General features: G+C 41.7%; 26 protein-coding genes. 4 read left to right on the top strand and 22 right to left on the bottom strand.

Annotated features, from left to right (window positions below; translation table 11 throughout):
• Positions 1-29 precede the first annotated feature (29 nt).
• Genes OCV72_RS00130 through pth form a run of 3 tightly spaced genes read right to left on the bottom strand, consistent with a single transcriptional unit; the run spans position 30 to position 5065 of the window.
• Positions 30-1079, bottom strand: coding sequence for a peptidylprolyl isomerase (locus OCV72_RS00130; RefSeq protein WP_055280963.1), 1050 nt, complete (start codon positions 1077-1079; stop codon positions 30-32).
• A 16-nt stretch (positions 1080-1095) separates the two neighbouring features.
• Entirely contained in the window at positions 1096-4476 is a 3381-nt protein-coding gene (gene mfd / locus OCV72_RS00125; protein ID WP_055280961.1) for a transcription-repair coupling factor, read from the bottom strand.
• 4 nt (positions 4477-4480) lie between these two features.
• Positions 4481-5065, bottom strand: coding sequence for an aminoacyl-tRNA hydrolase (gene pth / locus OCV72_RS00120; RefSeq protein WP_055280959.1), 585 nt, complete (start codon positions 5063-5065; stop codon positions 4481-4483).
• A gap of 145 nt (positions 5066-5210) precedes the next feature.
• Between pth and OCV72_RS00115 the strand changes: the two genes are divergently transcribed.
• Complete coding sequence (locus OCV72_RS00115) at positions 5211-5645, top strand: FMN-binding protein (RefSeq protein ID WP_055280957.1); 435 nt, start codon at positions 5211-5213, stop codon at positions 5643-5645.
• 71 nt (positions 5646-5716) lie between these two features.
• Here OCV72_RS00115 and OCV72_RS00110 read toward each other — a convergent pair whose 3' ends face one another.
• From OCV72_RS00110 to OCV72_RS00020, 19 genes are all read right to left on the bottom strand, one after another.
• Entirely contained in the window at positions 5717-5980 is a 264-nt protein-coding gene (locus tag OCV72_RS00110) for a hypothetical protein (RefSeq protein ID WP_028086701.1), read from the bottom strand.
• Between the two features lie 26 nt (positions 5981-6006).
• A complete protein-coding gene (locus OCV72_RS00105) occupies positions 6007-6654 on the bottom strand; it encodes an HAD family hydrolase (protein WP_055280955.1) in 648 nt (215 codons plus the stop codon).
• 71 nt (positions 6655-6725) lie between these two features.
• Complete coding sequence (gene sigG, locus OCV72_RS00100) at positions 6726-7502, bottom strand: RNA polymerase sporulation sigma factor SigG (protein WP_055280954.1); 777 nt, start codon at positions 7500-7502, stop codon at positions 6726-6728.
• Positions 7503-7628: 126 nt separating this feature from the next.
• Complete coding sequence (locus OCV72_RS00095; RefSeq protein ID WP_055280952.1) at positions 7629-9236, bottom strand: MBL fold metallo-hydrolase RNA specificity domain-containing protein; 1608 nt, start codon at positions 9234-9236, stop codon at positions 7629-7631.
• A gap of 37 nt (positions 9237-9273) precedes the next feature.
• Positions 9274-10014: an RNA polymerase sporulation sigma factor SigE gene (gene sigE, locus OCV72_RS00090; protein ID WP_055280951.1), complete on the bottom strand. Its 741-nt coding sequence runs from the start codon at positions 10012-10014 to the stop codon at positions 9274-9276.
• A complete protein-coding gene (locus OCV72_RS00085; protein ID WP_028086706.1) occupies positions 9980-10810 on the bottom strand; it encodes a sigma-E processing peptidase SpoIIGA in 831 nt (276 codons plus the stop codon). Before OCV72_RS00085 ends, sigE begins: the two co-directional genes overlap by 35 nt.
• Positions 10811-11102: 292 nt before the next feature.
• Complete coding sequence (ftsZ, locus tag OCV72_RS00080; RefSeq protein WP_028086707.1) at positions 11103-12386, bottom strand: cell division protein FtsZ; 1284 nt, start codon at positions 12384-12386, stop codon at positions 11103-11105.
• Between the two features lie 137 nt (positions 12387-12523).
• Positions 12524-13291: a cell division protein FtsQ/DivIB gene (locus OCV72_RS00075; RefSeq protein ID WP_055280949.1), complete on the bottom strand. Its 768-nt coding sequence runs from the start codon at positions 13289-13291 to the stop codon at positions 12524-12526.
• A gap of 34 nt (positions 13292-13325) precedes the next feature.
• Positions 13326-14372: an FtsW/RodA/SpoVE family cell cycle protein gene (locus tag OCV72_RS00070; RefSeq protein ID WP_171029286.1), complete on the bottom strand. Its 1047-nt coding sequence runs from the start codon at positions 14370-14372 to the stop codon at positions 13326-13328.
• A gap of 66 nt (positions 14373-14438) precedes the next feature.
• Positions 14439-15794 carry a UDP-N-acetylmuramoyl-L-alanine--D-glutamate ligase gene (murD, locus tag OCV72_RS00065; RefSeq protein WP_055280947.1) on the bottom strand — a complete coding sequence of 452 codons (1356 nt, stop codon included), beginning with the start codon at positions 15792-15794 and terminating at the stop codon, positions 14439-14441.
• Positions 15795-15803: 9 nt separating this feature from the next.
• Positions 15804-16760, bottom strand: coding sequence for a phospho-N-acetylmuramoyl-pentapeptide-transferase (mraY, locus tag OCV72_RS00060; protein WP_028086711.1), 957 nt, complete (start codon positions 16758-16760; stop codon positions 15804-15806).
• A gap of 44 nt (positions 16761-16804) precedes the next feature.
• Entirely contained in the window at positions 16805-18553 is a 1749-nt protein-coding gene (locus OCV72_RS00055; protein WP_055280944.1) for a peptidoglycan D,D-transpeptidase FtsI family protein, read from the bottom strand.
• A gap of 79 nt (positions 18554-18632) precedes the next feature.
• Positions 18633-20525, bottom strand: coding sequence for a peptidoglycan D,D-transpeptidase FtsI family protein (locus tag OCV72_RS00050; protein ID WP_055280942.1), 1893 nt, complete (start codon positions 20523-20525; stop codon positions 18633-18635).
• A gap of 8 nt (positions 20526-20533) precedes the next feature.
• Positions 20534-21085: a fused uroporphyrinogen-III synthase HemD/membrane protein HemX gene (locus tag OCV72_RS00045; protein ID WP_055280940.1), complete on the bottom strand. Its 552-nt coding sequence runs from the start codon at positions 21083-21085 to the stop codon at positions 20534-20536.
• A gap of 40 nt (positions 21086-21125) precedes the next feature.
• Positions 21126-22061 carry a 16S rRNA (cytosine(1402)-N(4))-methyltransferase RsmH gene (gene rsmH, locus OCV72_RS00040; RefSeq protein WP_028086715.1) on the bottom strand — a complete coding sequence of 312 codons (936 nt, stop codon included), beginning with the start codon at positions 22059-22061 and terminating at the stop codon, positions 21126-21128.
• Positions 22062-22072: 11 nt separating this feature from the next.
• A complete protein-coding gene (mraZ, locus tag OCV72_RS00035) occupies positions 22073-22513 on the bottom strand; it encodes a division/cell wall cluster transcriptional repressor MraZ (protein WP_028086716.1) in 441 nt (146 codons plus the stop codon).
• A 244-nt stretch (positions 22514-22757) separates the two neighbouring features.
• Positions 22758-23012 (bottom strand): hypothetical protein, encoded by a 255-nt coding sequence (locus OCV72_RS00030; RefSeq protein ID WP_028086717.1) that lies wholly within the window; start codon positions 23010-23012, stop codon positions 22758-22760.
• A 53-nt stretch (positions 23013-23065) separates the two neighbouring features.
• Positions 23066-23905 carry a DegV family protein gene (locus tag OCV72_RS00025; protein ID WP_055280938.1) on the bottom strand — a complete coding sequence of 280 codons (840 nt, stop codon included), beginning with the start codon at positions 23903-23905 and terminating at the stop codon, positions 23066-23068.
• A gap of 138 nt (positions 23906-24043) precedes the next feature.
• The gene (locus tag OCV72_RS00020) at positions 24044-25222 is read right to left on the bottom strand and encodes an FtsW/RodA/SpoVE family cell cycle protein (protein ID WP_055280936.1); all 1179 of its coding nucleotides are present in this window, start codon (positions 25220-25222) and stop codon (positions 24044-24046) included.
• A 123-nt stretch (positions 25223-25345) separates the two neighbouring features.
• Between OCV72_RS00020 and OCV72_RS00015 the strand changes: the two genes are divergently transcribed.
• Genes OCV72_RS00015 through OCV72_RS00005 form a run of 3 tightly spaced genes read left to right on the top strand, consistent with a single transcriptional unit; the run spans position 25346 to position 26520 of the window.
• Positions 25346-25639 (top strand): spore coat associated protein CotJA, encoded by a 294-nt coding sequence (locus OCV72_RS00015; protein ID WP_226850725.1) that lies wholly within the window; start codon positions 25346-25348, stop codon positions 25637-25639.
• The gene (locus OCV72_RS00010) at positions 25636-25905 is read left to right on the top strand and encodes a spore coat protein CotJB (RefSeq protein ID WP_055280934.1); all 270 of its coding nucleotides are present in this window, start codon (positions 25636-25638) and stop codon (positions 25903-25905) included. Before OCV72_RS00015 ends, OCV72_RS00010 begins: the two co-directional genes overlap by 4 nt.
• A gap of 3 nt (positions 25906-25908) precedes the next feature.
• Positions 25909-26520 (top strand): manganese catalase family protein, encoded by a 612-nt coding sequence (locus OCV72_RS00005; protein ID WP_055280932.1) that lies wholly within the window; start codon positions 25909-25911, stop codon positions 26518-26520.
• The last annotated feature ends 173 nt before the right edge of the window (positions 26521-26693 follow it).

Below are 26693 nucleotides of genomic sequence, written 5' to 3'. Positions count from 1 at the left end.
GCTGCCCATTCTTCTTATCTCTATTCGTCTTAGTTACCCGAAGCACTGTCTGTGCTTGTTCCGGTTGTACTTGTATCTTTGGCTTTTACGCTCAATTTCGTGAAATCAATCTTATTCCATGTTCCTTTGTGAACAGTGATTTTTTCCTCTTTCTTCCATTTCTTTAATACTTTTTTATAGTATTTATCCTGTTTCTCCGTGAGCAGGGACTGTTTCTTGGTCTCTGTGGCTGCTTCATCATTGAGGCTTGTAACTTTTGCCACATAGCATGCGGTATCGCTTTCAACCACACCCGTAAGCTCACCTTCTCCCAATTTGTCTGCTGCTTTTACAACTTCTTTAGACGGACTTACAGAATCCGAATCAAACGTTGCATCTTTTGCTTCGGTTCCCTGTTCGGTTGCATAGGATGCAAAATCTTCCGCCGTCTTTGCTCCCTCTGCAAATACCGCAGCTTTTTCCTTTACCTGCTTCTTCTCATCATCGGATACAGTCGTATCTGATGAATCGGACGAATCTGATGATGTAGTATAATCAAACTCCACATACTGCATATGCTTCTGTACTGCTTCTTCATCTGTTACATTCACATTTGCTTCCGTTACGATTGCCGAACGCATCTTCTGCTCGATCACCATCAATGTCATGACACGTTTTACATTCTCTTCGGAACCAGATACCTTGTCTTTTTTCTTCTGGGAGTTGGCCTTGTCAAATTCTTCAGCCGCATCATCGATTGCCTTTTTATCTGCTTTTGTAAGCTTTACGTCATAATCCTTCATATGCTTTTCCAGAAGTGCCATATTCTTCAGATCATCCAGCAAAGTTTCTTTGATCGATTCTTCATAGGTCTTGCCGTCTGACGCATTTTTCGTCCACATATCATCTCCGCCGAAATAACTCGCAAAGTATGTTTCGTACTGAGCCTGTGCATATCTTGCATAGAAATTTGCAACACCTGCCGTGATCTCTTCATCTCCTGCTTTTACGACCACCGCATCATCCTTCAGCGATCCACATCCGGTAAGTGATGCTGCCATAATCCCTGCCAGCGCTAATATTAATGCTCTTTTTTTCATTTATCCTAACCTGCCTTTATTTGCTTAATGGGTCAATTATACCGCTTTTTTCTCCGCCTATCAATCCTTTCAACCCATTTAACACATTTTTCGTAATTTCCAGTGCATCTGTCTGCTTCTCTTTCAGATTTCTTCTCTTCTTCTCATAGATAAAACACGGCTGGGCTCCATCTGCTTTGAATGTCAGTTCCCCACGGAAATCTTCGATCAGCTTCGGAATCCGTTCCGGATGTACCTTCGCTTTTTCATACATGATAAATGTGTAAACCTCTCCCTTTTGTTCGACAGCCGTTACATACAACTGATGTGCCTGTGCTTTCAATGCGGCAACTTCCAGAAGTTTCTCCACCTTCTTCGGAATATCTCCAAACCGGTCTGTCAGTTCTTCTGCCATATCTTCCATTTCTTCCCGGCTCTCAATTGCAGCGATTCGTTTATAGACATCCAGTTTCTGGTATTCATTCGGAATATAAGATGCCGGAATAAATGCATCCACATTCAGATCCATCGTAGTTGTGAAGGTCTCCTCTTCTTCCATCTCACCTTTCAGATGCTTCACCGCTTCGTTCAACATCTTACAGTAAAGGTCATATCCGACCGCCTCCATATGACCATGCTGCTCCGCACCCAAAAGATTTCCCGCTCCACGGATTTCCAGGTCACGCATCGCAATCTTGAATCCTGAGCCAAGGTCCGTGAATTCACGGATAGCAGCCAGCCTCTTTTCTGCCACTTCTCTTAACATCTTATCTCTCCGGTAGAGAAGGAATGCATATGCCATGCGGTTGGAACGTCCGACACGTCCGCGCAGCTGGTAAAGCTGTGAAAGTCCAAGCCGGTCTGCATCATGAATGATCATCGTATTTGCATTTGAGATATCCAGTCCGGTCTCTATGATCGTTGTGGATACCAACACATCGATCTCTCCGTTGATAAAGTCGTACATGATCCTCTCCAGTTCATGCTCCCGCATCTGTCCGTGCGCATAGGCAACCGACAGATCCGGCACCAGCTTCTGCACATGTCCTGCTACCTCATCGATATCTTCCACACGGTTATAGACATAGTATACCTGCCCCTGTCTTGCGCATTCCCGTTCGATTGCTTCACGTACCATCTCGTCATTATATTCCATAACATATGTCTGGATCGGCATACGGTCATTCGGTGCTTCCTCCAATACACTCATATCGCGAATACCGATCAGGCTCATATGAAGTGTTCTCGGGATCGGAGTCGCTGTAAGTGTCAATACATCTACATTTTCCTTCAATTTCTTGATTTTTTCTTTGTGCTGAACACCGAACCGCTGTTCTTCATCGATGATCAGAAGCCCTAGATCTTTGAATTTCAAGTCTTCACTCAGTACCCGATGTGTTCCGATAATGATATCTACCAGTCCCTTTTTCGCATCCTCGATCGTCTTTTTCTGCTGTGCCGGTGTACGGAATCTGCACATCAGGTCAATCCGCACCGGGAACTCTTTCATACGCTGTACGAATGTCCGGTAATGCTGCTGTGCAAGAATCGTTGTCGGAACCAGATAGACTACCTGCTTACTCTCCTGTACAGCTTTGAATGCCGCACGGATTGCAACCTCCGTCTTACCAAATCCAACATCCCCACAGATCAGACGATCCATGATCTTATGACTTTCCATATCTTTTTTTACAGCCTCGATCGCCATCATCTGATCTTCCGTCTCTTCAAACGGAAACATCTCTTCAAATTCTCTCTGCCATACTGTATCTTCTCCGTAGACATAACCATCCTGCTCCTGTCTTGCCGCATACAGCTTCACCAGATCTCTTGCAATCTCTTTTACGGCACCGCGCACCCTGGTCTTGGTCCGATTCCACTCCTGGGTTCCCAGCTTATTCAGCTTTGGTTTTTTTGCATCGGCACTGGCATATTTCTGTATCAGATCCAGCTGTGTTGCCGGAATATAGAGATTCCCGCCCTGTGCATACGAGATTTTCATATAATCTTTTGAAATCTTGTCTACAACGATCTTTTCAATTCCCTGATAGACGCCTATACCATGATTCTCATGAACAACATAATCTCCCGGCTTCAGTTCCGAAAAGCTCTGGATCTTGCGTCCTTCATAAGTCTTTCTCTTTTTCTTCTTTTTTCTTTTTCCGAAAATGTCCGACTCTGCGATCACAGTGAATTTAAGCATTGGATATTCATACCCTTCCGCAATGTATCCATATGCCGTCATAATTTCTCCAGGCTTTACTTCGCGGTCCAATTCTTCACCGTAATAACTGCTTAGATTATAATCTCTTAAATCTTCCGCCAGCCTCTTTGCACGAGTTCTCGATCCTGACAGCAGGACTACCCTGTATCCGTTTCTTTTCAGTCTCTTAAGATCCTGTGTCAGCATCTCAAAACTGTTATTGTACGGATTCACACTCTTAGCCTGGATTTCATAAGATTCTCTTACTTCCAATCCCCTGCACTTCATCTCTAACGCAAAAAAGCCGATACTGCTGTAAGTATTGATCTTCTTCAGGATATCTGCAACCGGAAATATCTTTGCCTCTTCCTCTTCCAGTTCATACCCGTTCTCCAGACGCTTTTTCTGCGCTTCCAAAAACTCTTCTTCAATATTCTGTCCGCGCTCCACAAGACGCACCGGTTCATCCAGAAAAAGAATGGTATCTTCTTTCGAAAAATAATCCAGGAACGATACTCCCTTCTCTTCTCCCTGCGGAAATTCCACCGCCGGATAGATGGTAATTTCTGTCATATTCTCAAGGGACCGCTGACTCTCCACGTCAAAAGTCCGGATAGAATCCACCTCATCTCCCCAAAATTCAATCCTTACCGGAAACTCCTCCGTCAGTGGATAGATATCCAGTATTCCTCCCCGCACTGCAAACTGCCCCGGGCCTTCTACCTGTACTTCCCTGTCATACCCTACATCAGAAAGTCTCTCTGCCATCTCGTCCAGTTTAAGGACACTGTCGTTTTGTATCTTCAGTACTTTTTCTTCAATACTCTCTTTTGGTGCGAGGTGATCCATGAACCCGTCCAGACTTGTCACAATCGTCACAGGTGTTCCGGAAAGCACTGCCTGGATTCCTTCCATTCTCTGCTTCACCAGCTCTTTACTACGGATATCTGCTTTATAGAACAGAAAATCCTTTGCCGGATACAGATAAGTATTGTTGTCCAGGAATCGGTATTCTTCATATATCTGTTTTGCTTTTGTCTCACTGGAACAGGCGATGACCTTGTATTTACAGCCATCGCCAATTGCATACATCATATGAGATTTCTGGGAATTCACACATCCGCATACACGGATCATTCCTGCATCTTTTTTCTTATTTATACAAAGTTCTTCAAACTCTGCAAGTTCTTTTAACGGTCCGATTAAGCCCTGCATCTTTTTATGCCTCCTTAGGCTTTACTTTCCTGTTATACTGGTTCATGGCAGCCTCGATCTCTCCATTTAAGATCATTCCCACCGCATGGTCTGCGCGGTCATATCCCTCTTCCATCAATTCACGGTCTTCTTTCGAAAAATGTCCCAGTACATAATCCGCCAGGTCGTATTTCTTTGGCTTCTCCCCAACACCGATCTTGATTCTCGGAAACACATCGGTTCCAAGGTTGGCAATAATATTTTTTATTCCATTATGCCCTCCGGCGCTTCCTTTCTTACGGATTCTCAACTGCCCTACATCCAGACTGATATCATCATAGATCACAAGAAGTTCGTGTTCTTCATCAATCTTATAATAATTGACCAGTTCTCTTAAGCTTTCCCCGCTCAGATTCATATACGTCTGCGGTTTTGCCAGAAGCACCTTCTGTCCCCCGATCATTCCTTTGCCGATCAGTGCTCTTCCTTTTCTTCCGTCTACAGAAATATTATATCTGTCTGCCAACATATCTATGACATCAAACCCTACATTGTGTCTGGTTCCTTCATACTGAAGTGTAGGATTTCCAAGTCCTGCAATAATAAACATAATTTTTCACCTTCCATTTCTTTTATCATTCTACAAGAACCTTTTCCATTTGTCACGGAAAAATTAAACGAATAATTCTTCCACATTTTTCATACATTATAGAAAATGAAACAATCTTTGAAACCAATTACCAGGAGGTCTCACTATGAGTTCCAAAACAAAAATTGTTGTACTTCACATGAAAGAAATCATCTATACCGTTATTTTCGCAGTATTGGCCATTATTCTGATCCTGCTTTTGATATTCATGTTCCGCCCAGAACATCGCTCCGCCTCAAAAGATAACCAGATCTATACTCCAGGAATCTACACCTCAGATATCACTCTGAACAATACTGCGCTGGAAGTTGAGGTGACTGTAGATGAATCCCATATCAATTCCATCCGTTTCACCAATCTGAACGAATCTATCACAACCATGTATCCGTTCATCGAACCTGCGATCGAAGATATTGCCGAACAGGTCTACAAAAAACAGTCACTCGACAATATCCAGTATTCATCTGACACTCCTTACACTTCCCAGCTGATTGTCCAGGCCATTGAAACTGCATTGAAAAAAGCCGGAACTACAAAGTAGTTGCGGCTTTTTCTTACATCTGACAGTGGCCTGTGCGATGCCACCCGGCAGGTACTTTCGTCTTTTTGCTTTTATCCTTCAACGATAAGATAACGACCATCCGATAGCGCAAATACTTCTGATGCATCTTCAATCTCTTCGTCAGACATTCCACTGACATCCATTCCTTCCTGATCAAGGAATTCCCTGACTTCTCCGATATTATCTACGATAGAAGCCATACAGTCCTCCAGAAAAGCCTCTGCCTCTTCCAAAGTCTCTGCAACCGGTTCATCAAACAGCTGTCCCTGATTCAAAATAAACGTCTGCAGACATTCTTCATCATACTCGTACATACATCTCAACCTCCCTTATCGTAATATTACACAAACTGCAACAGTTCATCCGGTCTGTCGATCAGATCATCTGCTCCCGCAGTTTCTAACGTTTTTCTGTCCCGGAATCCCCACAACACGCCTATCGTCTTAAGGCCTGCATTCCTTCCGGTTGCCGCATCAACTTCTGAATCTCCGATATACAGGCATTCTTCTTTTGATACATGCATCTGTTCTATAAGATACCATACTCCGTCCGGTTCCGGTTTTCTTCGGATACCTTCTTTCTGTCCCTGTGCATAATCAAACAATTCTTCTCCAAAGATTGCTTTCACAACTTTTACTGTCTGACGGTCCGGCTTATTGGAAAGAACTGCCAGGTGAATTCCTTTATCTTTCAATGCTTTCAACATCTCCGGGATTCCTTCATAAGGTGTTACATGATATGTACAATTCCGGTCAAATATACGTCCGTATATTTCCATCCCCTCTTCAATCCTTGAAGCATCTGTGTCTCCGGCTGCTTTCAGTGACTTTTCCATTAATACCCTGGCGCCATTCCCGACGAACAACCTGCACTGATCTTTTGTGATCTTGGAAAGTCCCATCTCCTCAAGTGTCAGATTTACGGAATATGTCATAGATTCCAATGTATTTGTTAATGTTCCATCCAGATCAAATATACAAGCTTTCATTATACAAATTCCTCCTGCAAATATCATAGTATGAGACCGTCAAAAATGCAATACCAAAAATGCGCCAGCCCTTAGATAAGGTACTGGCGCATAGTTTTCAACGCATTCTTCTCCAGCCTGCTGACCTGAGCCTGGGATATCCGTATCTCCTTTGCAACTTCCATCTGCGTTCTTCCCTGAAAGAACCGGAGCTTGATAATATAACGTTCCCGTTCATCAAGATGCTTCATTGCTTCCTCCAGTGACAGGTCTTCCACCCATTTTTCTTCTTTATTCGTCTGATCACTCAATTGATCCATCACATACAATGCATCTCCACCATCATTATAGACCGGTTCCTGCAGACTCATCGGTATCTGGATTGCATCCAAAGCAAACATAATATCCTCTTTGGATATGCCAATTTCTGTCGCAATTTCCTGCACCGTCGGTTCTTTCTGGTTCTTCTTTCTGTAACTTTCCCTTGCATAGATTGCTTTATATGCCGTATCTCTGAGTGACCGGCTGACACGAATGGAATTGTTATCTCTCATGTACCTTCTGATTTCTCCAATGATCATTGGTACTGCATAGGTGGAAAATTTTACCTCTAATTCTGTGTTAAAATTATTAACCGCCTTAATCAGTCCGATACACCCAATCTGGAACAGATCATCCGGGTTCTCCCCGCTTGCCCCAAATCGTCTTATCACGCTCAGGACAAGTCGTAAATTTCCTTTAATGTACTCTTCTTTCGCTTCCCGGTCTCCTTCTTTGATGCGTACAAACAAAGCTTCCTTCTCCTCTTCATTCAGGATAGGAAGCTTTGCCGTATTCACACCACATATTTCTACCTTTCCCTGTGCCATTACAGACCTCCTGTCAGAATCTCATCCATCAGTTTCTATTAAGATGATGCTCCTTATCGCACAGGCTTATGCGGTTTCTTATCAAATAAAAAAAATTTTACTCCTTGACATCTGGCAGATTCTGCGTTATCTATCCCACTTATCTGCCAGATTCTGAATCTGGGTCTCGAACTTGGCCATATCTTTATTCGCCAGGCCTTCATTCTTATACACAACGTTCAGCAAACGCTTTGCAGCTGCCACCAGACGATTAAATGCGGATGCACTCTTAAGCTTACTCGGTTTCTCATCTGATTTTTTCGGAATCTTCTGTCCGATCGTTATAATCTCATTTGCTGCGAGGTCTACCGTTCCACCTGAATATGGTGCGAATGCCGGACAACCGAATGTATCTTCTACCAGTTTTGCAAAATGATCTGTCACTGTATCTTCCCCATGCACAACCATTACGCGGTCCGGTATTTTTTCAAATCCCCTAATCCAGTCCAAAAGACCATTCATATCTGCATGTCCGCTGATTCCTTTCAATACCTCGATCCTGGCATTGACCGTAATATTCTCTCCAAACAGCTTTACACTCTCTGCACCCTCAATCAGTTTTCTTCCAAGCGTTCCGACTGCCTGATATCCCACAAAACAGATCGTGCATTCCGGACGCCACAGATTGTGTTTCAAATGATGCCGGATCCGTCCTGCTTCGCACATACCGGATGCAGACAGGATAACTTTCGGTTTTGTATCAAAGTTGATCTGTCTGGACTCGTCACTGGTAATCGTCGTCTTCAGACCCCGGAACAGCAGAGGATTAATCCCCTGATTTACCAATTCCATTGCTTCCTCATCAAAACATCCTTTGACATTTTTATTAAACACATTCGTCGCTTCGATTGCAAGCGGACTGTCCACATATACTTCAAATCCCGGAAATTCCGGAAGCAGATTCTTTTCTTTGATCTCACGGATAAAGTACAAAATCTCCTGCGTACGTCCAACCGCAAAAGAAGGAATCACCACATTGCCGCCTTTTTGGAATGTCTCTCTCAAAATCCTTGTAAACTCTCCCACATAATCTGGAATATCCTCACCATGTGTACGGTCTCCGTATGTAGATTCGATCACCAGATAGTCTGCCTCTTTTACTAACTGGGGATCTTTAATGATCGGCTGATTGACATTTCCCACATCTCCGGAAAATACAACCTTCTTTGAGACATCTCCTTCGGTTATCCATACTTCAATGCTTGCCGATCCAAGCAGATGCCCCACATCATTGAATCTTACTTCAATTCCGTCACACAACGTAATCTTCTGTCCGTAATCTACCGGTGCCAGAAGCTTCGTTGCGGCATCTGCGTCTGCAACCGTATAAATCGGTTCGTATTCCGGTTCTCCGCTTCTTCTTGCCTTCCTGTTTCTCCATTCCGCTTCAAATTCCTGAATATGTGCGCTGTCACGAAGCATAATATCACAAAGATCCGCCGTTGCAAATGTGGTGATGATCTCCCCGGAAAATCCTTTTTTCACCAGAAGCGGAATATTTCCGGAATGATCAATATGTGCATGTGTCAGAAGAATGTAATCTACATCTCCCGGTGCAACCGGAAGTTCCTGATTCTCGTAAAGATCCGGTCCCTGCTCCATTCCACAGTCAATCAAGATATTCTTTCCGCATGCTTCAAGAAGATGACAGCTTCCAGTCACTTCATGGGCTGCTCCAAAAAAACTAAGCCTCATATGACCAACCCCTTTTTCTTTTTATTGTAGCACATTTTCAGGAATACTTCACCATTTCCCGGCGCAATCTTTGCATAATCTTTTTCTCTAATCTGGATATGTAAGACTGGGAAATACCAAGCATATCTGCCACCTCTTTCTGTGTCTTTTCTTCTCCGTCGGCTGTCCCCAAACCGAACCTCATCCGGATGATCATCTGTTCCCTTCCTGACAGGCGGCTGATTGCTTTGATCAGTACTTTCTTCTCTGCATCATTTTCCAGATCCTTATAGACAGCATCTTCCTCTGTTCCCAAAATGTCCGACAACAGCAGTTCATTTCCATCCCAGTCGACGTTTAAAGGCTCATCAATCGACACTTCCATCTTGGTCTTACTATTTCTCCTCAGATACATCAGAATCTCATTTTCAATACATCTGGATGCATACGTTGCAAGTTTGATATTCTTATCTGGATCAAACGTATTAATTGCTTTTATCAACCCAATTGTACCTATAGAAATCAAATCCTCAACTCCTACTCCGGTATTATCAAATTTCTTTGCAATATACACAACCAGACGAAGATTGTGTTCAATCAGCATTTTTCTTGCCTGTTCATCATTCTCTGTCCCCAGTCCCCGTATTGCTTTTCTTTCTTCCTCTGTTTCCAATGGTGCCGGAAGAATATCCGATCCTCCTATATAATGAATGTCTTTTTTGTCCGAAAAAAAGAGAGACCGGAAATCCGGAATAACTTTCAATTTAAACTGATGTGGAACTGCCACTTTTATCACCATTTTTCTTTCCTCCTGTCAATATATCTGGATTGATAATCATCTGATAATTTTCTGAACCTAATTCTTCTTCACTTACTGCCACTAATGGATGTTCCACATTTATCTTGTTTCCATCCCGTATGATCTGCATCTTATCCAGCCGGAACGCCGGCATCACACCCTCTTTTTTCCCGATGGAATGATAAGAAATATATCTGAATCGTTCCGGTTTCTTTTCCTCTGTCAGTCTTCTTACAGATGCTCTGTCTATAATACTGACAGGATCATTACTGATCGTATCACTCAATGTATTCCCTGTATCTATCAGTCCTCTCAGTCTGTCATTTTTTTCTCCAAAAAACACTTCGACTTCACAGTAACGATTTCCTTTCTCTGAAAAGAATAAAATGATTTTCCAGATTACCGACACGAGGTAGTAACTGATTACAGCCAATAAAAAGAACATACTTCCCCGCCTTATATACTGTTGAACGAACTGGAACACACCTCCCAGCAGAAATGACTCTATATACAAGAGCACCCATCCTCTGAACAATTCCCGGCCCCATTTTATTCCAAGGCCGGCCTTCATCATTACTACATTAATGACTCCATGAAATACTACAAATCTTAATACCGGTGTTTTCCTGAATATGACAATTGCAATACATGTCATCGCGGCTCCAGTTGCTGCTCCTGCAAAAACCCTTCCATACCCCGCCGGACAGGCAAGTAATTTCTTCAGAAGGATCAAAAGAATCGCATCCATTGTAAAATTCACCATAAAAAACACATCTACATATAATTCATAGTACACATCAGGCCTTCTTTCTCTTTCCGTGCACAGAAATAAATTTGTTTTTTTAAACAAGTAACATTATATAAATTTTTTCAAAAGGATTTTGTCAGATACTGTATGTGATTCCGTTTTTCGTTCGACAGCTCTCGTAACCCTGCGAACATATTAGTAAAACTAAGATACACAAAAAAAGACCGTATACAAGTCAGCTCACGCCAACCTGTGTACGATCTTTCTTATAGTAATGTATGTAAGAGAAACTGCCTGCGGCATATTCTCTGTATTCTAAGTAGTACTATTCTTTATGTGATTATTTTTTAAAGAAATCAGGAATTTTAATTGACTGTTCTTTCACCTTGCTTGTAGGTGTTCTAGGTGTATCCAGTGTAGGAGTGGTTCCACCCATTGGACGTCTTGTTGCAGTTCCCGTTGTCTCTCTCTGTGTTGTTGTTCCGAAATCAAGTCTTGGTGATACCGGACGTTCTGCCTGCGGTGTACGTACTGCCTGCTGCTGTCCATACATTGCACTGCTCTGACGTACCGGTCTCTCATATGCAGATGCATGTCCTTGCTGACCATGTGGCATCGCAGATGTTCTTCCCTGATTTTCCAGTCTTGATTTTAATTTTGAAGCACTTCCGCCAACATTATGAAGTCCTGTAGCAATTACAGTAATTGTAGCTTCGTCTGCTCTGGAATCATCATACATTGCACCAAAAATGATGTTCGCATCTTCTCCGGCCAGTTCCTGTACATATTCTGCTGCATCGGATGCATCCATAAGTGTGATATCACCGGATACATTGATGATGACATGAGATGCTCCGGCAATAGTTGTCTCCAGAAGCGGACTGGCAACAGCCTGTTTTACAGCTTCCAGTGCTTTATCATCACCACGTCCCTGACCGATACCAATGTGGGCAATTCCCTTATCTGTCATAACTGTCTGTACATCTGCGAAGTCAAGGTTAATCAGTGAAGGTACATTGATCAGATCTGTGATTCCCTGAATACCCTGCTGTAACACTTCGTCAGCTTTCTTCAAAGCTTCCGGCATCGTTGTACGTCTGTCTACAACTTCCAGCAGTTTATCATTCGGGATTACGATCAGTGTATCTACACTTTCTTTTAATTTTTCAATTCCTGCAAGGGCATTGTTCATACGTGTCTTTGACTCAAAACGGAAAGGCTTTGTTACAACACCAACTGTTAATGCTCCCTGTTCTTTTGCAATGCGGGCAACAACCGGTGTAGCACCTGTTCCTGTTCCGCCGCCCATACCACAAGTTACAAATACCATATCAGCACCTTTCAGTGCTGCTGATACTTCTTCTGCACTTTCTTCTGCAGCTTTCTCACCAATCTCTGGTCTTGCACCAGCTCCCAGACCTTTTGTGATCTTATCACCGATCTGCATCAATGTCGGAGCTTTACACAGCTGAAGTGCCTGTTTATCTGTATTGATCGCTATAAATTCAACACCGGCAATCTGCTCATCAATCATTCGGTTTACTGCGTTATTACCGCCTCCACCGACTCCAACAACAATTATTTTTGCCGCTGCTTCTGATTCATTTGTTTTAATTTCTAGCAAGGGTTTCTCCTCCTTTGTTATCCTTATTATATATTATACATCCCATTGATAGAGCAAGTGAGATGAACTCAGTTTGCTATATATAGTATATAATATAGACTTTCGTGTAAAATATCAATAGAATTTCTCTAATTTTTCTAATTTTCTTGTGAAATTTCTTTCATCTCAAAAGTAATCGTAGTGTTATTCTCTGAATAGGTCTCCAAATGCAGGATTCCCTCTTTATCACCAAGCTTTTTTAAGATCGGCTTGATCTGAGCAATCTGTTCACCAGATACCTGGCTTCCCAGACAGGCACTTACATTTCCAAATTTCATATAGATCTGCTGCTGTTTTACCGTCACATTTTCCGGATATATCCCATATTTCTGACTTTCTGCACATGCTTCCAGTATTTCATTAAATTTTGTCTGATTTGATGTTCGGATCTGCTTATACAGTTTGCCTGATTTTATCTTCAGTCCCTCTACAACCGGTATCTGCGCATCTTTTACCGAAGATTGTTTTACCACAAGTCCACTCTGATCAAAATAACTATAGGTTGTTCCGGTTTTCACGCACCCGGTAATTGCCTTTTCTTTTACCGTAATCTGCAGTGTCCACGGATTTTTCATTCTGACTTTTAAAGAATCCAGACATTTCGGTACGGTTCCTTTTCCCATAGAATATTTTGCAACTACATATAAAGAATTATCCGACAGCTTATCATTCTGCACGCAATTCACAATCTCCTGACTGTCACAGTACTCATTTCCGCTTACTTCTATTTCTTGAATATAGAACAGCAAAATACCTCCGATAATGATGATCGCTGCTGCCAGCAGCAGAACAATCACTGCATATACATGATGCTTTTTTCCATTCTTCTTGTTCCCTTGTTTTTTCTTTGGCCTCTGGTTTCCCATATATGATTCAAACTTCCTTTCATCCACATGTATATTATTTTACCAAACATGACACATTCAACACAAGCCCCATTTCAAAAAGCAGGAACATAACCGAAGTTCCTCCATAACTGATGAATGGCAATGTAATTCCCGTATTCGGTATGGTATTTGTCACAACCGCAATATTAAGAATTACCTGTATCATCATGTGTGCCATTGCGCCGGATGCGATCAAAGCTCCCTCCAGATCGGGTGCATGAGATGCAATAATAAAAAAGCGCCATATCAGGATGAAAAATAATAACATTACAAATACTGCCCCGATCAATCCCATTTCCTCACAGATAATAGAAAATATCATATCATTCTGCGCTTCCGGTACAAATCCGAGTTTCTGGATACTGCTTCCAAGTCCCCTGCCAAACAATCCTCCTGATCCGATTGCATACAGCCCCTGAAGTGTCTGATAGCCTTTCTCATATTTTTCCGGATGCTGCCAGATCTGCAGCCGTTCAAGCCGGTAACTTTCCATAGCAAGAAATATCCCCATAAATGCACACCCCAGACACACCATCCACGCAAATTGCCCATACTTCGGACTTGCGACAAATACCAGGATGACTGCTATTCCCAGAATAATAACCGCTGTGCTCAAATTGCTCGCCCCAACCAGACCTACAATTGGCAGCACACTGATAACAATCTTGCAGACTGTTGAAAATTTCCACATTTTTTCTGCATTTCTTAGTATGATATATGTCAGGAACAGAATCACCGCAACCTTTGCAAATTCCGATGGCTGAAAAGAAAATGGTCCAAAAGACAACCATCTTTTGGACCCATTGTATTCTTCTCCGAACAACATTACCAGTACTCCGAGTAAAATAGATAACAGATATCCCGGAACTGCCCACTTTTTCCAGATATGATAGTCTATATTCGCTATACACCACATACCCATAATCCCGAGAAGCGTTGCAAATACCTGTTTTTTCAGATAATAAAACGTATCCTGGAATTTTATCTCTCCATTATATGCACTTGTGCTGTAGAGAATCACAAGACCAGTTACGATAATGATTGCCAGTACTAATATCAGAACTCTGTCACATTTTTTCTGTTCCGTTTGTTCTGACTGCCACGAATACTTCAACCCGTTCACTCCTTATAAGGAATTTACAATCTCTTTGAACTTCTCTCCGCGTACTTCGTAACTTGGGAACATATCCCAGCTTGCACATGCCGGTGAAAGCAGAACCGCTTCTCCCTCTTTTGCAATCTTCGCTGCCGTGAGCACTGCTTCTTCAAATGAATCTACAAACATATAATCAGTAAATCCGCACTTTTCAGCGTCAGCAGCAATTTTTTCTCTGGTATCCCCAAGAAGAATCAGTTTTTTTACTTTTCCGTCAAAACTTTCTATCCACTCTGTATATTCAGAGCCTTTATCATATCCGCCACCGATCAGAACAGTCGGACGCTTCATTGCCTGGATTCCTTTGATCGCAGCATCCGGATTGGTTCCTTTTGAATCGTTATAATATGTAACTCCATTCTTCTCTGTTACATATTCAATACGATGCTCCACACCACCAAACGCTTTCACACTTTCACGGATCACTCCTACAGGAACTCCGTAAACTGCTGCCATCGCACATGCCGCCATAACATTCTCGTGATTGTGTGTTCCAAGAATCTGCAGTTCATCTACATGGCAGATTGTCTCTTTTACACCTTCATAATTGTAGATGATATTTCCCTCTTCCAGATATATTCCCTCTTCCAGTTTACGCTGACTGCTGAAATATAGAACTCTGGCTTTTACTTCATTGCCAAATTCCCTTGTCAGTTTGTCTTCATAATTCAGGATACAGTAGTCTTCTTCTGTCTGATTCTTTGCAATATTCTTCTTTGCATTCACATACGCTTCCATCGTATGATGCCGGTTCAGATGATCCGGTGTAAAATTAAGAATTGCACTGACCCTCGGACGGAATTCAACAATACTTTCCAACTGGAAACTGCTCATCTCCGCAACCGTGATCGAATTCTCTGTCATATCTTCTACTGCAGTTGTGTACGGTGTTCCAATGTTTCCAACAACAAATACATCATCCTGATAATTCTTCATAATCTCACCAAGAAGTGTAGTTGTAGTCGTCTTGCCGTTCGTTCCTGTAATAGCAAGAACATCGCCTTTTCCAAACTGATAAGCAAGCTCCACCTCTCCGATAACCGTAATTCCCTGCTTACGCATCTTTTCGATCACCGGAAGGTCTGTCGGAACTCCCGGACTTAATACAGTCATATCAAGTTCTGCAAGGATTTCTTCAGGAAACTCACCAATTATGATCTTTGCGTTGCTGTCTGCACCGGACTGCTGTCTTACTTTTTCTTCCATAAGCTTCTTATTTCCATCATACAGTACGACTTCCGCTCCCTGTCTTTCCAGAATCTTTCCAGCTCCGATTCCACTGATCCCAAGACCAAATACAAGTACTTTTTTTCCTTTTACTTCCATGTTACCCTCCTACATAGCCATCAGTGCGATCAGGCATAAAATTGCTGTGATAATCGAAAATACTGCAACAACTCTTGTCTCTGACCATCCGCACAGTTCAAAATGATGATGTATCGGCGCCATCTTAAAGATTCTTTTACCGCCGGTCTTTTTAAAATATGTTACCTGGATCATAACGGATAATACTTCTACCAGATAGATAAATCCAACAATGATGATGAAAATCGGCATCTGGAGCATATATGCTGCGGATGCTACAAATCCTCCCAGCGCCAGGGAACCCGTATCCCCCATAAACACACTTGCCGGATATACATTAAACAGCAGAAATCCAAGGAGTGCTCCCACCACCGCACAGGTAATCGGCTCAATTCCGCTTTTTGTTCCAATTGCGACAACCGTAAAGAATGTTGCAACCAAAACCGTAACACTGGATGCCAGGCCGTCCAGTCCATCTGTAAAATTCACACCATTTACGGTTCCGATCACTACAAAGAACATCAATGGAATTGCCAGCCATCCAATGTTCAGATATCTTCCCCCACTAAAAGGAATCAGCATTGTAAGTGGAACCCCTGCAAATTTCACCATATAAAATGCAAAGATTGCTGTTACCACGATCTGAAGTGCCATCTTCTGCTTTGGATATAACCCGTCCGAACGTTTCATTACAACTTTCAGATAATCATCCAAAAATCCGATCAGACCAAATCCAAGTGTCAAAAACAGGATCGGAATGATCTTCGGATAACGTCCGATATAAATAACGGAAGTGATCACAACCGCCAACAGGATCATTACGCCTCCCATCGTCGGAGTTCCTGCTTTCTTCAAATGAGACTGCACTCCATCTTCTCTCTCCGTCTGATCCATCTTAAGTCTTCTGAGTACAGGTATCACAAGAGGACCAAGAATCACACTTAACACAAATGAAATCAATACCGGAATAAACACCTTATAATCCATAATCCACCTCTTTAATTCTTTTGTTATTCAGTTAATCTCTAACTTTACCTAGTATACTGCATTTCCAATTGTTTTTCAATGCCAAGATAAGGCAATATATTTTCGAAAATATTACCGATTACCGGAGCTGCGATCGTACCTCCGTAATAAATTCCCTGCGGATCATAGATCACACACATTCCCAGGATCTTTGGATCATCTGCCGGGGCAAATCCCACAAAAGAAGATATGTACTTGTTCGCACTTCTCGGTAATGTCTGGGAGGTCGCCGTCTTGCCTCCGATTCTGTATCCTTCCACATACGCATTCTTTCCGGACCCTTCAGAAACGACACTTTCCAGAAGTATCCTCATAGTCTCAGATGTCTTTTCCGAAACAATATGCTTTTTTTCACTATAGTGAAATTCTTTCGTTACTTTCCCGTCTTCATTCAGGATCTCCGTTCCAAAGTGCGGCGTCACTCTCTTTCCCCCATTGATCAGTGCACTTACTGTCGCTGCAAGCTGGATTGGTGTAATCTGGAACGACTGTCCAAAACTGATCGTAGCCAGTTCTACCTGTCCGATATTTTCCTTTTTATGCATGATCGTCCCTGCTTCTCCCGGGATATCTACCCCCGTCAGATTCATCAGACCAAACTTATGAAAATAATCGCAAAATCTATCGACTCCGATACGAAGTCCCAGTTCTATAAATACCGGATTGCATGAGTTCTGTATACCCTGCACAAAGTTCTCCGTACCATGCCCTCCCACCTTATGACACCGTATCCTGCGGTCTTCTACCATTTTATATCCGGGACATTGAAACTGATCTGTAAGACGGACTACCCCTTCTTCCAGACCTGCAGATGCTGTAATGATCTTAAATGTGCTCCCCGGCTCATAAGTATCGTTGATACATCCGTTTCTCCACATCTGATTCAGAGCATCCTGCTTCTGCTCATCCGTCATATTTTCATCCGACTCTTCTTCCGTATTCAGCTCAAACGGCCGGTTCAGATTGAATTCCGGAACGTTTACCATCGCATATATTTCCCCGTTCTGAGGATTCATAAGAAGAATTGCCGTTTTTTCCGCCTGCTTTTCCTGCCGCACTTTTTCCGCCATCTGCATAGCATACTTCTGCATATTATAATCCAGACTGATCTTTAATGTATTCCCTGCCACTGGCTCTTTTCTGTCTTCTGCGACACCATCCAGTTCGATTCCTCTTGCATCTGTTGTTGTCAGGATCTTACCGTCAACACCTTTCAGATATTTATCATATTTTACCTCAAGTCCGATGATTCCCTGATTGTCAGCTCCGGTAAACCCCAATACTTTAGAGGCAAGCGCATCATATGGATAAAATCTTTTAAAATCTTCATCTACTTTTACTCCTGCCATCCCCAGATTTCGGATCTTATCTCCCGTTTTTTTATCCACATTTGATTTTATCCTTTCTATGGATGATATCTTTTCCACACGTTTGCGCACCTCACTGCTATTCATTTCAAGAAGTTCCGATAAGTTATCAATGACTGTTTCCGCTTCCCTGATCTGACTATGGATCACAGAAATTGTACATACCGTCCGGTTTGTTGCCAAAACTTTCCCATTCCTGTCAAGGATTTCTCCTCTCGCAGCCTTAATGTCACGCTCCCTCTCATGCAGATCTTCCGCTTTTTTCTGATAATATTCTGCATCAAATACCATAAGATAGGTCAGTCTTCCGATCAAAACAAATATCATCGCAAAGGCTCCGGCGAATACCACCAGTATTTTTCTTTTATGAAATGTTTTGTTTTTCATAATAAAAAATCCTCATAGAAGTTTTTCTTATAATTTATGAAAACTTCTATGAGGTTATGAATTCCATATACTTTTACAGTTATTCCTGTGCTGTCTGTGTTGTTGTCTCTTCTGCGGATGTTTCTATAGTATCAGACGCACCATCTTTTTTCTCTACTCCAAGATAAGGGAATATATCTGTCATGATCTGTGATGCAAGCTGTGTTGCATAACCACTGTTTGCCTGAACAGCCGAGTTTGGCTCATCAATGACAACATACACCATAACCTGTGGATTTTCCTGTGGTGCATATCCGATGAAAGAAACAAGATATTTTCCATTTCCACGAGGCAGCTTCTCGGCTGTACCGGTCTTACCTCCGACAGCATACCCCTCTACCGCCGCACTCGCACCGGTTCCTTCCTCAACAACTCCCAGCATATAATCCTTAATGATATCACTGGTCTCTTTTGAAATTGTTTTCTTAACCAGCACCGGATCTTTGTTCTCTGTAACATTTCCATTTTCATCCTGAATCTGCTTTACAACATGCGGCTCATAATAATTGCCGCCATTGAGCAGCGAACAGAAAGATGCCGCCATCTGAGTCATTGTAACATTAAAATTCTGCCCAAATGCATTTGTCGCCAGACTGGCCGGATCCATAGTCGCCGGTGTATACAACAGTCCGCTTGTCTCTCCCTCTCCCGGAAGATCGATTCCTGTATATTCTCCGAACCCAAACAATCTTTGATACCTGCAGAATTCTTCTGTTCCGATACTTTCACCGATCTGCATCAGTGCAACGTTGCACGAATTCTCCAAAGCCTGTTTCAACGTCTCCGGCCCGTGTCCTGATCTGTTACTACAGTGAATGTCATGATCTCCCACGTGCAATACACCGCCACAGACATAATTCTCATTTCCTGTAAGATCTCCAAGTTCAAGACCTGCCGATATGGTAAATGGTTTGAATGTCGATCCCGGTTCATAAGTATTGCTGACACAATAATTATTCCAAAGATCATTCAGTATATTCAGCTTTTCTTTATCCGTCATCTTTTTCAGCTGTGCTTTTGTATAATACTTTGTCAGATCTCTTGGATGATTCAGATCATAATTCGGATACGAAGCTTCTGCAAGAATCTCTCCATTCTGAGGATTCATCACGATCACTCCGGTATTCTTACTTCCTTCTCCCTCTGTCTCTTCATCCTTGTGTTCTTCGTTAAATGCAAGTATATGCTGTTCTACAATACTCTGCACCTGAAGATCAATTGTTGATACAACAGTGCTTCCATTATCCGGTTCCTTCACAGTTCTTTCAAATCCAGAACTTTCATCCAGATACCCATACTCCCTGCCATCTGTTCCATTCAGAATGGAATTATATGATGCCTCTATTCCATTACTTCCTACATTTCCATTCGTTGTAAATCCGATTACATCACTTGCCAGTGTTTTATACGGATATTGCCTTGTATAATCTTCCTCCAGCCATACGCCCTGCACATTAGGATTATGCTTCGTATCTGCTGTAATCTTCTCAAATTCCTGCGCCTTTGCATAGCTGACTCCTTTTTTCAGGACAATATACCGGCTGTTCGGATTCTTCTTCACCTGAGTACGTATTGCTTTCTTCTTCAAACTGAAGCACTCTGCCAATACTTTTACTGTCGGATTCATATACTTTTTGTTACTTGTTATCACTTTGGCATCGACTACAACATTATATACTCTCTCACTTGTCGCAAGTTTCGTACCGTTACGGTCTACGATATCTCCACGTTTAAATGGAATCGTACGGTTATTATACTGTTGTTGATCCAGCACGACTTTGGTATATTTTTCTCCTTTCGAAGCATTGATATAAGTAATCCACCCTATCAAGAAAACAAAAGCTAGTATGATTACTCCAAAGAGCATTACTAGCTTTCTCTGCATAAGGCCTGAAATTTTTTTCTTAAAGAAATTTTTCTTCTTTCTTGCCATATTTCCACCTATTTCTTATTCTTGTCTGACTGAGCAAGTACACCATTTTCCGGAATATTTTCATACTGTTTTACATAGTCTGAAGCAGGATTATCATATTCCACGATCTGATCAGCCGCAGCATATGTCATGCCAAGTTGATTGATCGCTCTTTCCCGGATCTCGTCAAGATTGACAGAATCCACTACTGCGTTATATTTTGTCGTATTTTCCTCTTTCAGATCCGCCAGTTCTTCCTGTAATGCAGTGACATGTTTGGATCTTCGAGTCAGTTCCGACTGTAAGCGTACATAATTAACGCACAATAACAGCACAACAGTTGCTGCAACTGCGAGAAAAATCACATAAGCTGCATTCATATGCAGTGCACGATTTCTGTTCTTCTGCACCTGTCTGCTTACTTTCTTTTTTGGTTTTGCAGATGATTTTCTTCTTCGCGGTTCATATTCCGGCTTGGTAACTATATTACCATACATATAAGCCTGTCTGCTTCCATACTGCATGGAACGATATCCACCGGACTGGCGTCTATCGCTTGCATAAGATCTTCTTGCTGCCATCTACGCCACTCCTTTCTGTCTGATCACATATCATTCTTCATTAAGAACGCTCAAATATTCTGAGTTTCGCACTTTTAGAACGACTGTTATACTCTAATTCTTCTTCACTTGGAAGAATCGGCTTTCTGGTAACAACACGCCCTTTAGAAACATTGCCACATACACACACAGGAAAATCCGGAGGGCAGGTGCATGGATTCTCATTTTTCTTAAATGCACTCTTTACAATCCGGTCTTCCAGCGAATGGAATGTAATAATACACAATCTTCCACCCGGGTTTAGTATTTCAATCATGTCATCCAGAGAATTTTTCAATACTTCTAATTCTCTGTTCAGTTCAATCCGAATAGCCTGAAATGTTCTCTTTGCAGGATGTCCGGATTTTTTCTGATATTTCATTGGTATTGAAGCTCTGATGATCTCTGTCAGCTGCCCCGTTGTTTCAATCGGACTTTTCCCGCGTGCCGCCACGATATGTTTTGCAATATTTTTTGCAAACTTATCCTCCCCGTAGTCTCTGATCACGCGGTACAAATCCATCTCTGAGTAATCATTGACGATGTCTCTGGCAGTCATCTTCTGACGTCTGTCCATTCTCATATCCAGAGGTGCATCTTCGCGATAGGAAAATCCCCGATCTGCCGTATCTAACTGATAAGAAGATACGCCCAGATCAAGTACTATTCCATCGACCTTGTCAATTCCCTGTTCTTGAAGCTTCGACTTCATATCACAATAATTGCTTCGGATTATTGTGACCTTCTCCCCGAAGTCTTTTAATCGGATGCCTGCAGCTTCGATTGCTGCTTCATCCTGGTCTATTCCTATAATACTCCCTTTTTCACCGAGACGCCTGCACACCTCGTATGCATGTCCGCCTCCACCAAGCGTTCCGTCTACATAGATACCATCCGGCTTGATGTTTAATCCTTCAATTGTCTCATTCAGTAATACTGATTTGTGTTCGAATCCCATATCTTCTCCCTCTAGATACTGAATCCGTTTTCTTCCATATCAGATGCAATATCTTCAATGTTAAGTTCCACTTCAGCATTCTTTTCATCCCATCTTGCCTTATCCCAGATCTCGGCACGCTTCCCCATACCGATGAATACAACTTCTTTATCCAGATGTGCAAATGTACGCAGTACAGAAGGGATTAGAGTTCTGCCTTGCTTATCAAGGTCGCCGTCCGCTGCACTTCCCTGAAAGAAATATGCAAACGCACGTGCTTTTTTGTCAGTGGTGGTTGGCAATGCATTAAGTTTTTCTTCAAAAGTGTTCCATTCTGCTTCCGGATATACGTACAGACAATTCTCCATTCCTTTTGTAATGACGAAATGCTCCCCTAAATCGTCACGAAACTTGGCCGGAATGATCAGCCGCCCTTTGGCATCAATATTATGACTGTACTCTCCTTTCAGCATAGAATTCTCCTTTTCCCGGTGGTATCTTCTGAAGTTCTTCCGGTAAAATCAGTTATTCTTCCTTTCCGGCTTCATCCATTTTCATACCACTTTGTTCCACTTTTCACCACTTTCTACCACTTGAACCCATTGTAAACTACTTTTTTACTGTTTTCAAGCCTTTTAGGGAAATTAAGAGAATTTTAAGGCAAAAAAATAGTGAACAGGATTTTTCCTGTTCACTCGCATTTTTCTTTCTTCTTCTCTATTCGGCCGACGTTCCGTTATCTGACAAAGACTGACTGAGACTTGCTATTGCAGAATAATCAACCGTTACTTCCTGCTTCGGCTGTTTTGACTCATATATATTATATATAGAAAAACCTGCCATTCCTATCAGTGCTGCTGCAACGATACATGCCACACCTCTGCGCAGATAGCTTTGTATCTTTTCTTTTTTCATCTGCTTCTTCCGGTTTTTCTTCGCTTCTTTATATTTATCTACTTTTGCCTGACTCATAGTTCTTTTGCTCCTTTTTTTCCGATGTATCTATTCTACCACACTCCATCGGATTATACAACTACAATCACGCCTCCGTCAGCTGCATACATACTACTGATTCCCGCAGTATCTACAATAATAATATCTTTGAATCCTGCTTTTTCAAGAAGCATATTTTTCACTGTCTCTGCGCGTTCTCTGCAATTGCAGTGAGAGATCGCAAGTATCTTCTCTTCCGGGTTCTTAAGATCAGCCACTATTTGTTCCACCATTCTGACCAGCCCTTTTTTCATTCCTCTTGTATTTGCAAGCTGTTGAATATTTCCATCCGGAGTAGATCCCATCACCGGCTTAATATTTAATGCCGTTGCGACCACTGCTTTTAACCCTTTCAGTCTTCCGTTCTTTTTCAGTATATCCAATGTTTCCAGTAAGAAATAGGTATGCTGCTCTTCAATATAAGCTTCTACTGTATCAATTACTTCCTTAAAGCTGAGTCCTTTTTTCTCACATTCGGCAATCTTCAACCCGATCAGCGTCTCTCCTACCGATGCCGATCTGGAATTAAATACGTAAATATCCTTCTCTCCGTATTCTTCTTCATATAAATTCTTTCCAAGTACCGCACTGTTATAAGAACCGCTGAGTTCTGCAGACAACGTCACTGCATATATGTGCTCTGCCTCACAGTGATATTCTTCCATATAACGTTCCGGAGACGGACATGATGACTTCGGGCATTCTTCAGATTCTCTGATCTTCTTCAAAAAATCTGCCTGATCAAATGTTTCATCATCTACGATATGATGTCCGCCAACATCGATCTGTAACGAAGCTGTCTCGAAATTCCCCGATTTCTTCATTTCTTCTGTCAATTCACCACAACTATCTATGATAATCTTGTAACTCATATATTCCTCCCAATGTAACGTATTATTACTTTATATTATTGATATCAAAACTCTTTCCGAGTCATCTATTCTCATCAGAAGTAGTTTTAAATACTACATTATTTATCATAGCATATTTGAAAAAGAAATGAAAGCTTTTTATTCAGCAATTTTAATCTTTGAAGAGACTCCCAATGCCAGTCCCATTTCCGCCATTAAGAATAGCACCGACGTACCGCCATAGCTGATAAAGGGAAGTGTGATTCCTGTTGTCGGAATACAATTGATCACAACCATAACATTTAATATTACCTGCAATGCAATATGTGCAAATATTCCGCTCACCACTAATGAACCATAAAGATCCGGTGCATTCTGCGCAATAAATAATAATCTGTACAGAAGCATTCCGAACAGGATCAGAACCATGATTGCACCAAATACTCCAAGCTCCTCACAGATAATAGAAAGAATCATATCATTCTGAACTTCTGGAATGATCATTTTCTGGGCACTGTTACCAAGACCTTTTCCAAAAAATCCTCCTGATCCAATTGCGTACAATGCCTGCATGATCTGGTAGCCGCCTTCTGATGCATATTTCTCTGGATTCAGCCATACTAGAATACGTCTCAGACGGAAGTTCCCACTGGTCTCCATTGCCATACCAAGAACCCTCGCACCGACAATTCCTATTAAAATAATTCCTACGGCAATTATGATAAATATTCTTGTCTTTGGATGTACCACAAAAATCATAATACACGTAATTCCCATAACAATAATTGCCGTACTTAAATTTTCTGTAATAATAAAGACTACTGTTGCTGAAAAAGCCCCCCATGCCAGTACTTTCACAATTCCTTCCAGCGTCTTTATCTCTCTTCCCATCGTACAGATCAATGCCGGAATAAACAATATGATCGCAATCTTGGCAATCTCTGCCGGCTGTAGCTGCTGTCCGAACGGAAGTTTAATCCATCTTTTTGCTCCATTTACTTCTTTTCCCAATGGTGTCTTTACAAGGAACATCATAAAAATAGAAATAAAATAGAAGAACTTTGATCTTTCAAAATACCAATGATAATCTATTCTACTTACGATCCACATCCCGATCAAACCCACAATGCAGAACAGGACTTGTCTTTTAAAGTAAAACAGGCTGTCTCCGTTTTGTTTCATCATTGCGCTGTAAGAGCTCGTACTATATAGCATGACCAGTCCAAAGCAGATCAGGCAGATCAATATTGCCAACAGACTGTAATCGAAGTATGCGATGCTGTGTTCTTTCTTTTTCACTCTGGTATTCGTGCTTCTTTTTTTATTTTCTTTTACCATATTCTACTCTCCAATCGTATCTATTATACTCAGATACGTTCTTAAAAACAACTGTCTGATTCACAACTTTCTTTAATTTTCATATACTATTATTGCATAATCTTATCGAAAGGAGTACTTTAAATGCCAAATTATCGTTATAATACGCCGGATTATATGCGTCAAAACCATTCTAACGGATGTCATGTCGGTGGAAGCAATAGAACAATGCCGCCTTCTGTATCACCGTCCACACCGTCCCGTCCGTGCTGTAATATTTACGATCACGACAAATTAAGCGGTCTTTCCATTGCAATGGCCTATGTTCCATGGCAGGAGTGGCGTTCTCTCTATGAAGTTGAAAAAGGATTCCGGTGCGGAACTATTTTTGCCGAACTGAATCTTCCATTTTGTTGGAAAGGTGGTAGCCCTCGATGAATGAAAACAGACCTTGTAAAAAAGAGCTTCTGGAATGGATCAATATCGTAAGTTTTGCTGTTGATGACGTAAAATTATTTCTCGACACACATCCAAATTGTCCTGAAGCCCTGGAATTCTTTGATGAATTTAAAAAACAGCGTGTGCAGGCCTTAAAGGAATACGCAAAATATTATGGACCTCTAACACTGGATACTGCAAATACACCTATGGATTGCTGGAAATGGATCAATGAACCTTGGCCATGGCAGGAAGGAGGATGTTAATTTATGTGGAATTATGAAAAACGGTTACAATACCCTGTTAAAATTACTCAGACAAATCCGAAGATTGCTCAGATTATCTTATCACAGTTCGGTGGACCGGATGGAGAATTAGGAGCTTCTTTGAGATATTTTTCTCAGAGATATACCATGCCTTATAATGAAGTAATTGGCACACTAACAGACATTGCTACCGAAGAATTTGCCCATATGGAAATCGTATGCGCCATTGTACACCAGCTCACACGCAATCTGACTCCGGAACAGCTAGAAAAATCCGGTTTTGATAAATATTATGTTGACCATACACTTGCTCTTTGGCCACAGGCTGCCAGTGGAACTCCTTGGAGTGCTACAACTTTCCAGTCTAAAGGTGACCCTATTACAGATCTTCATGAAGATATGGCTGCCGAACAAAAAGCCCGTACTACCTATGATAATATTTTGCGTCTTATCAAAGATCCTGAAGTCTGTGATCCTATCCGATTCCTTCGCGAACGTGAAATTGTTCATTATCAACGTTTTGGAGAAAGCCTCAGAATTGTCCAGGATAAATTAGATAGTAAAAACTTCTACGCATTTAATCCTGAATTTGATCATAAATCTTGTTGTAAATAAATATAAAAATTCTCTCACTGATATTTTTTCTGTAAAAAAAGCAACCAACATATGTTGATTGCTTTTTACCTTTTATATATACCTTCAAAACTGCATACAAGAAATATTTTCTTCATCCTACCTATCACCTTGCTTGGTCATGCCCTCGACCGATTAGTATCAGTCAGCTCCAT

Source organism: Dorea amylophila (assembly GCF_025567265.1).
GTDB lineage: Bacteria > Bacillota > Clostridia > Lachnospirales > Lachnospiraceae > Dorea_A > Dorea_A amylophila.
This window is presented reverse-complemented; position numbering and strand designations above follow the sequence as displayed.

What these genes read in the sequence shown, in the direction of transcription:
- OCV72_RS00130 (WP_055280963.1), bottom strand. Translation starts at nt 1,079, where the DNA reads ATGAAAAAAAGAGCATTAATATTAGCGCTGGCAGGGATTATGGCAGCA.
- mfd (WP_055280961.1), bottom strand. Translation starts at nt 4,476, where the DNA reads ATGCAGGGCTTAATCGGACCGTTAAAAGAACTTGCAGAGTTTGAAGAA.
- pth (WP_055280959.1), bottom strand. Translation starts at nt 5,065, where the DNA reads ATGTTTATTATTGCAGGACTTGGAAATCCTACACTTCAGTATGAAGGA.
- OCV72_RS00115 (WP_055280957.1), top strand. Translation starts at nt 5,211, where the DNA reads ATGAGTTCCAAAACAAAAATTGTTGTACTTCACATGAAAGAAATCATC.
- OCV72_RS00110 (WP_028086701.1), bottom strand. Translation starts at nt 5,980, where the DNA reads ATGTACGAGTATGATGAAGAATGTCTGCAGACGTTTATTTTGAATCAG.
- OCV72_RS00105 (WP_055280955.1), bottom strand. Translation starts at nt 6,654, where the DNA reads ATGAAAGCTTGTATATTTGATCTGGATGGAACATTAACAAATACATTG.
- sigG (WP_055280954.1), bottom strand. Translation starts at nt 7,502, where the DNA reads ATGGCACAGGGAAAGGTAGAAATATGTGGTGTGAATACGGCAAAGCTT.
- OCV72_RS00095 (WP_055280952.1), bottom strand. Translation starts at nt 9,236, where the DNA reads ATGAGGCTTAGTTTTTTTGGAGCAGCCCATGAAGTGACTGGAAGCTGT.
- sigE (WP_055280951.1), bottom strand. Translation starts at nt 10,014, where the DNA reads ATGGTGATAAAAGTGGCAGTTCCACATCAGTTTAAATTGAAAGTTATT.
- OCV72_RS00075 (WP_055280949.1), bottom strand. Translation starts at nt 13,291, where the DNA reads ATGGGAAACCAGAGGCCAAAGAAAAAACAAGGGAACAAGAAGAATGGA.
- murD (WP_055280947.1), bottom strand. Translation starts at nt 15,794, where the DNA reads ATGGAAGTAAAAGGAAAAAAAGTACTTGTATTTGGTCTTGGGATCAGT.
- mraY (WP_028086711.1), bottom strand. Translation starts at nt 16,760, where the DNA reads ATGGATTATAAGGTGTTTATTCCGGTATTGATTTCATTTGTGTTAAGT.
- OCV72_RS00055 (WP_055280944.1), bottom strand. Translation starts at nt 18,553, where the DNA reads ATGAAAAACAAAACATTTCATAAAAGAAAAATACTGGTGGTATTCGCC.
- OCV72_RS00050 (WP_055280942.1), bottom strand. Translation starts at nt 20,525, where the DNA reads ATGGCAAGAAAGAAGAAAAATTTCTTTAAGAAAAAAATTTCAGGCCTT.
- OCV72_RS00045 (WP_055280940.1), bottom strand. Translation starts at nt 21,085, where the DNA reads ATGGCAGCAAGAAGATCTTATGCAAGCGATAGACGCCAGTCCGGTGGA.
- rsmH (WP_028086715.1), bottom strand. Translation starts at nt 22,061, where the DNA reads ATGGGATTCGAACACAAATCAGTATTACTGAATGAGACAATTGAAGGA.
- mraZ (WP_028086716.1), bottom strand. Translation starts at nt 22,513, where the DNA reads ATGCTGAAAGGAGAGTACAGTCATAATATTGATGCCAAAGGGCGGCTG.
- OCV72_RS00030 (WP_028086717.1), bottom strand. Translation starts at nt 23,012, where the DNA reads ATGAGTCAGGCAAAAGTAGATAAATATAAAGAAGCGAAGAAAAACCGG.
- OCV72_RS00025 (WP_055280938.1), bottom strand. Translation starts at nt 23,905, where the DNA reads ATGAGTTACAAGATTATCATAGATAGTTGTGGTGAATTGACAGAAGAA.
- OCV72_RS00020 (WP_055280936.1), bottom strand. Translation starts at nt 25,222, where the DNA reads ATGGTAAAAGAAAATAAAAAAAGAAGCACGAATACCAGAGTGAAAAAG.
- OCV72_RS00015 (WP_226850725.1), top strand. Translation starts at nt 25,346, where the DNA reads ATGCCAAATTATCGTTATAATACGCCGGATTATATGCGTCAAAACCAT.
- OCV72_RS00010 (WP_055280934.1), top strand. Translation starts at nt 25,636, where the DNA reads ATGAATGAAAACAGACCTTGTAAAAAAGAGCTTCTGGAATGGATCAAT.
- OCV72_RS00005 (WP_055280932.1), top strand. Translation starts at nt 25,909, where the DNA reads ATGTGGAATTATGAAAAACGGTTACAATACCCTGTTAAAATTACTCAG.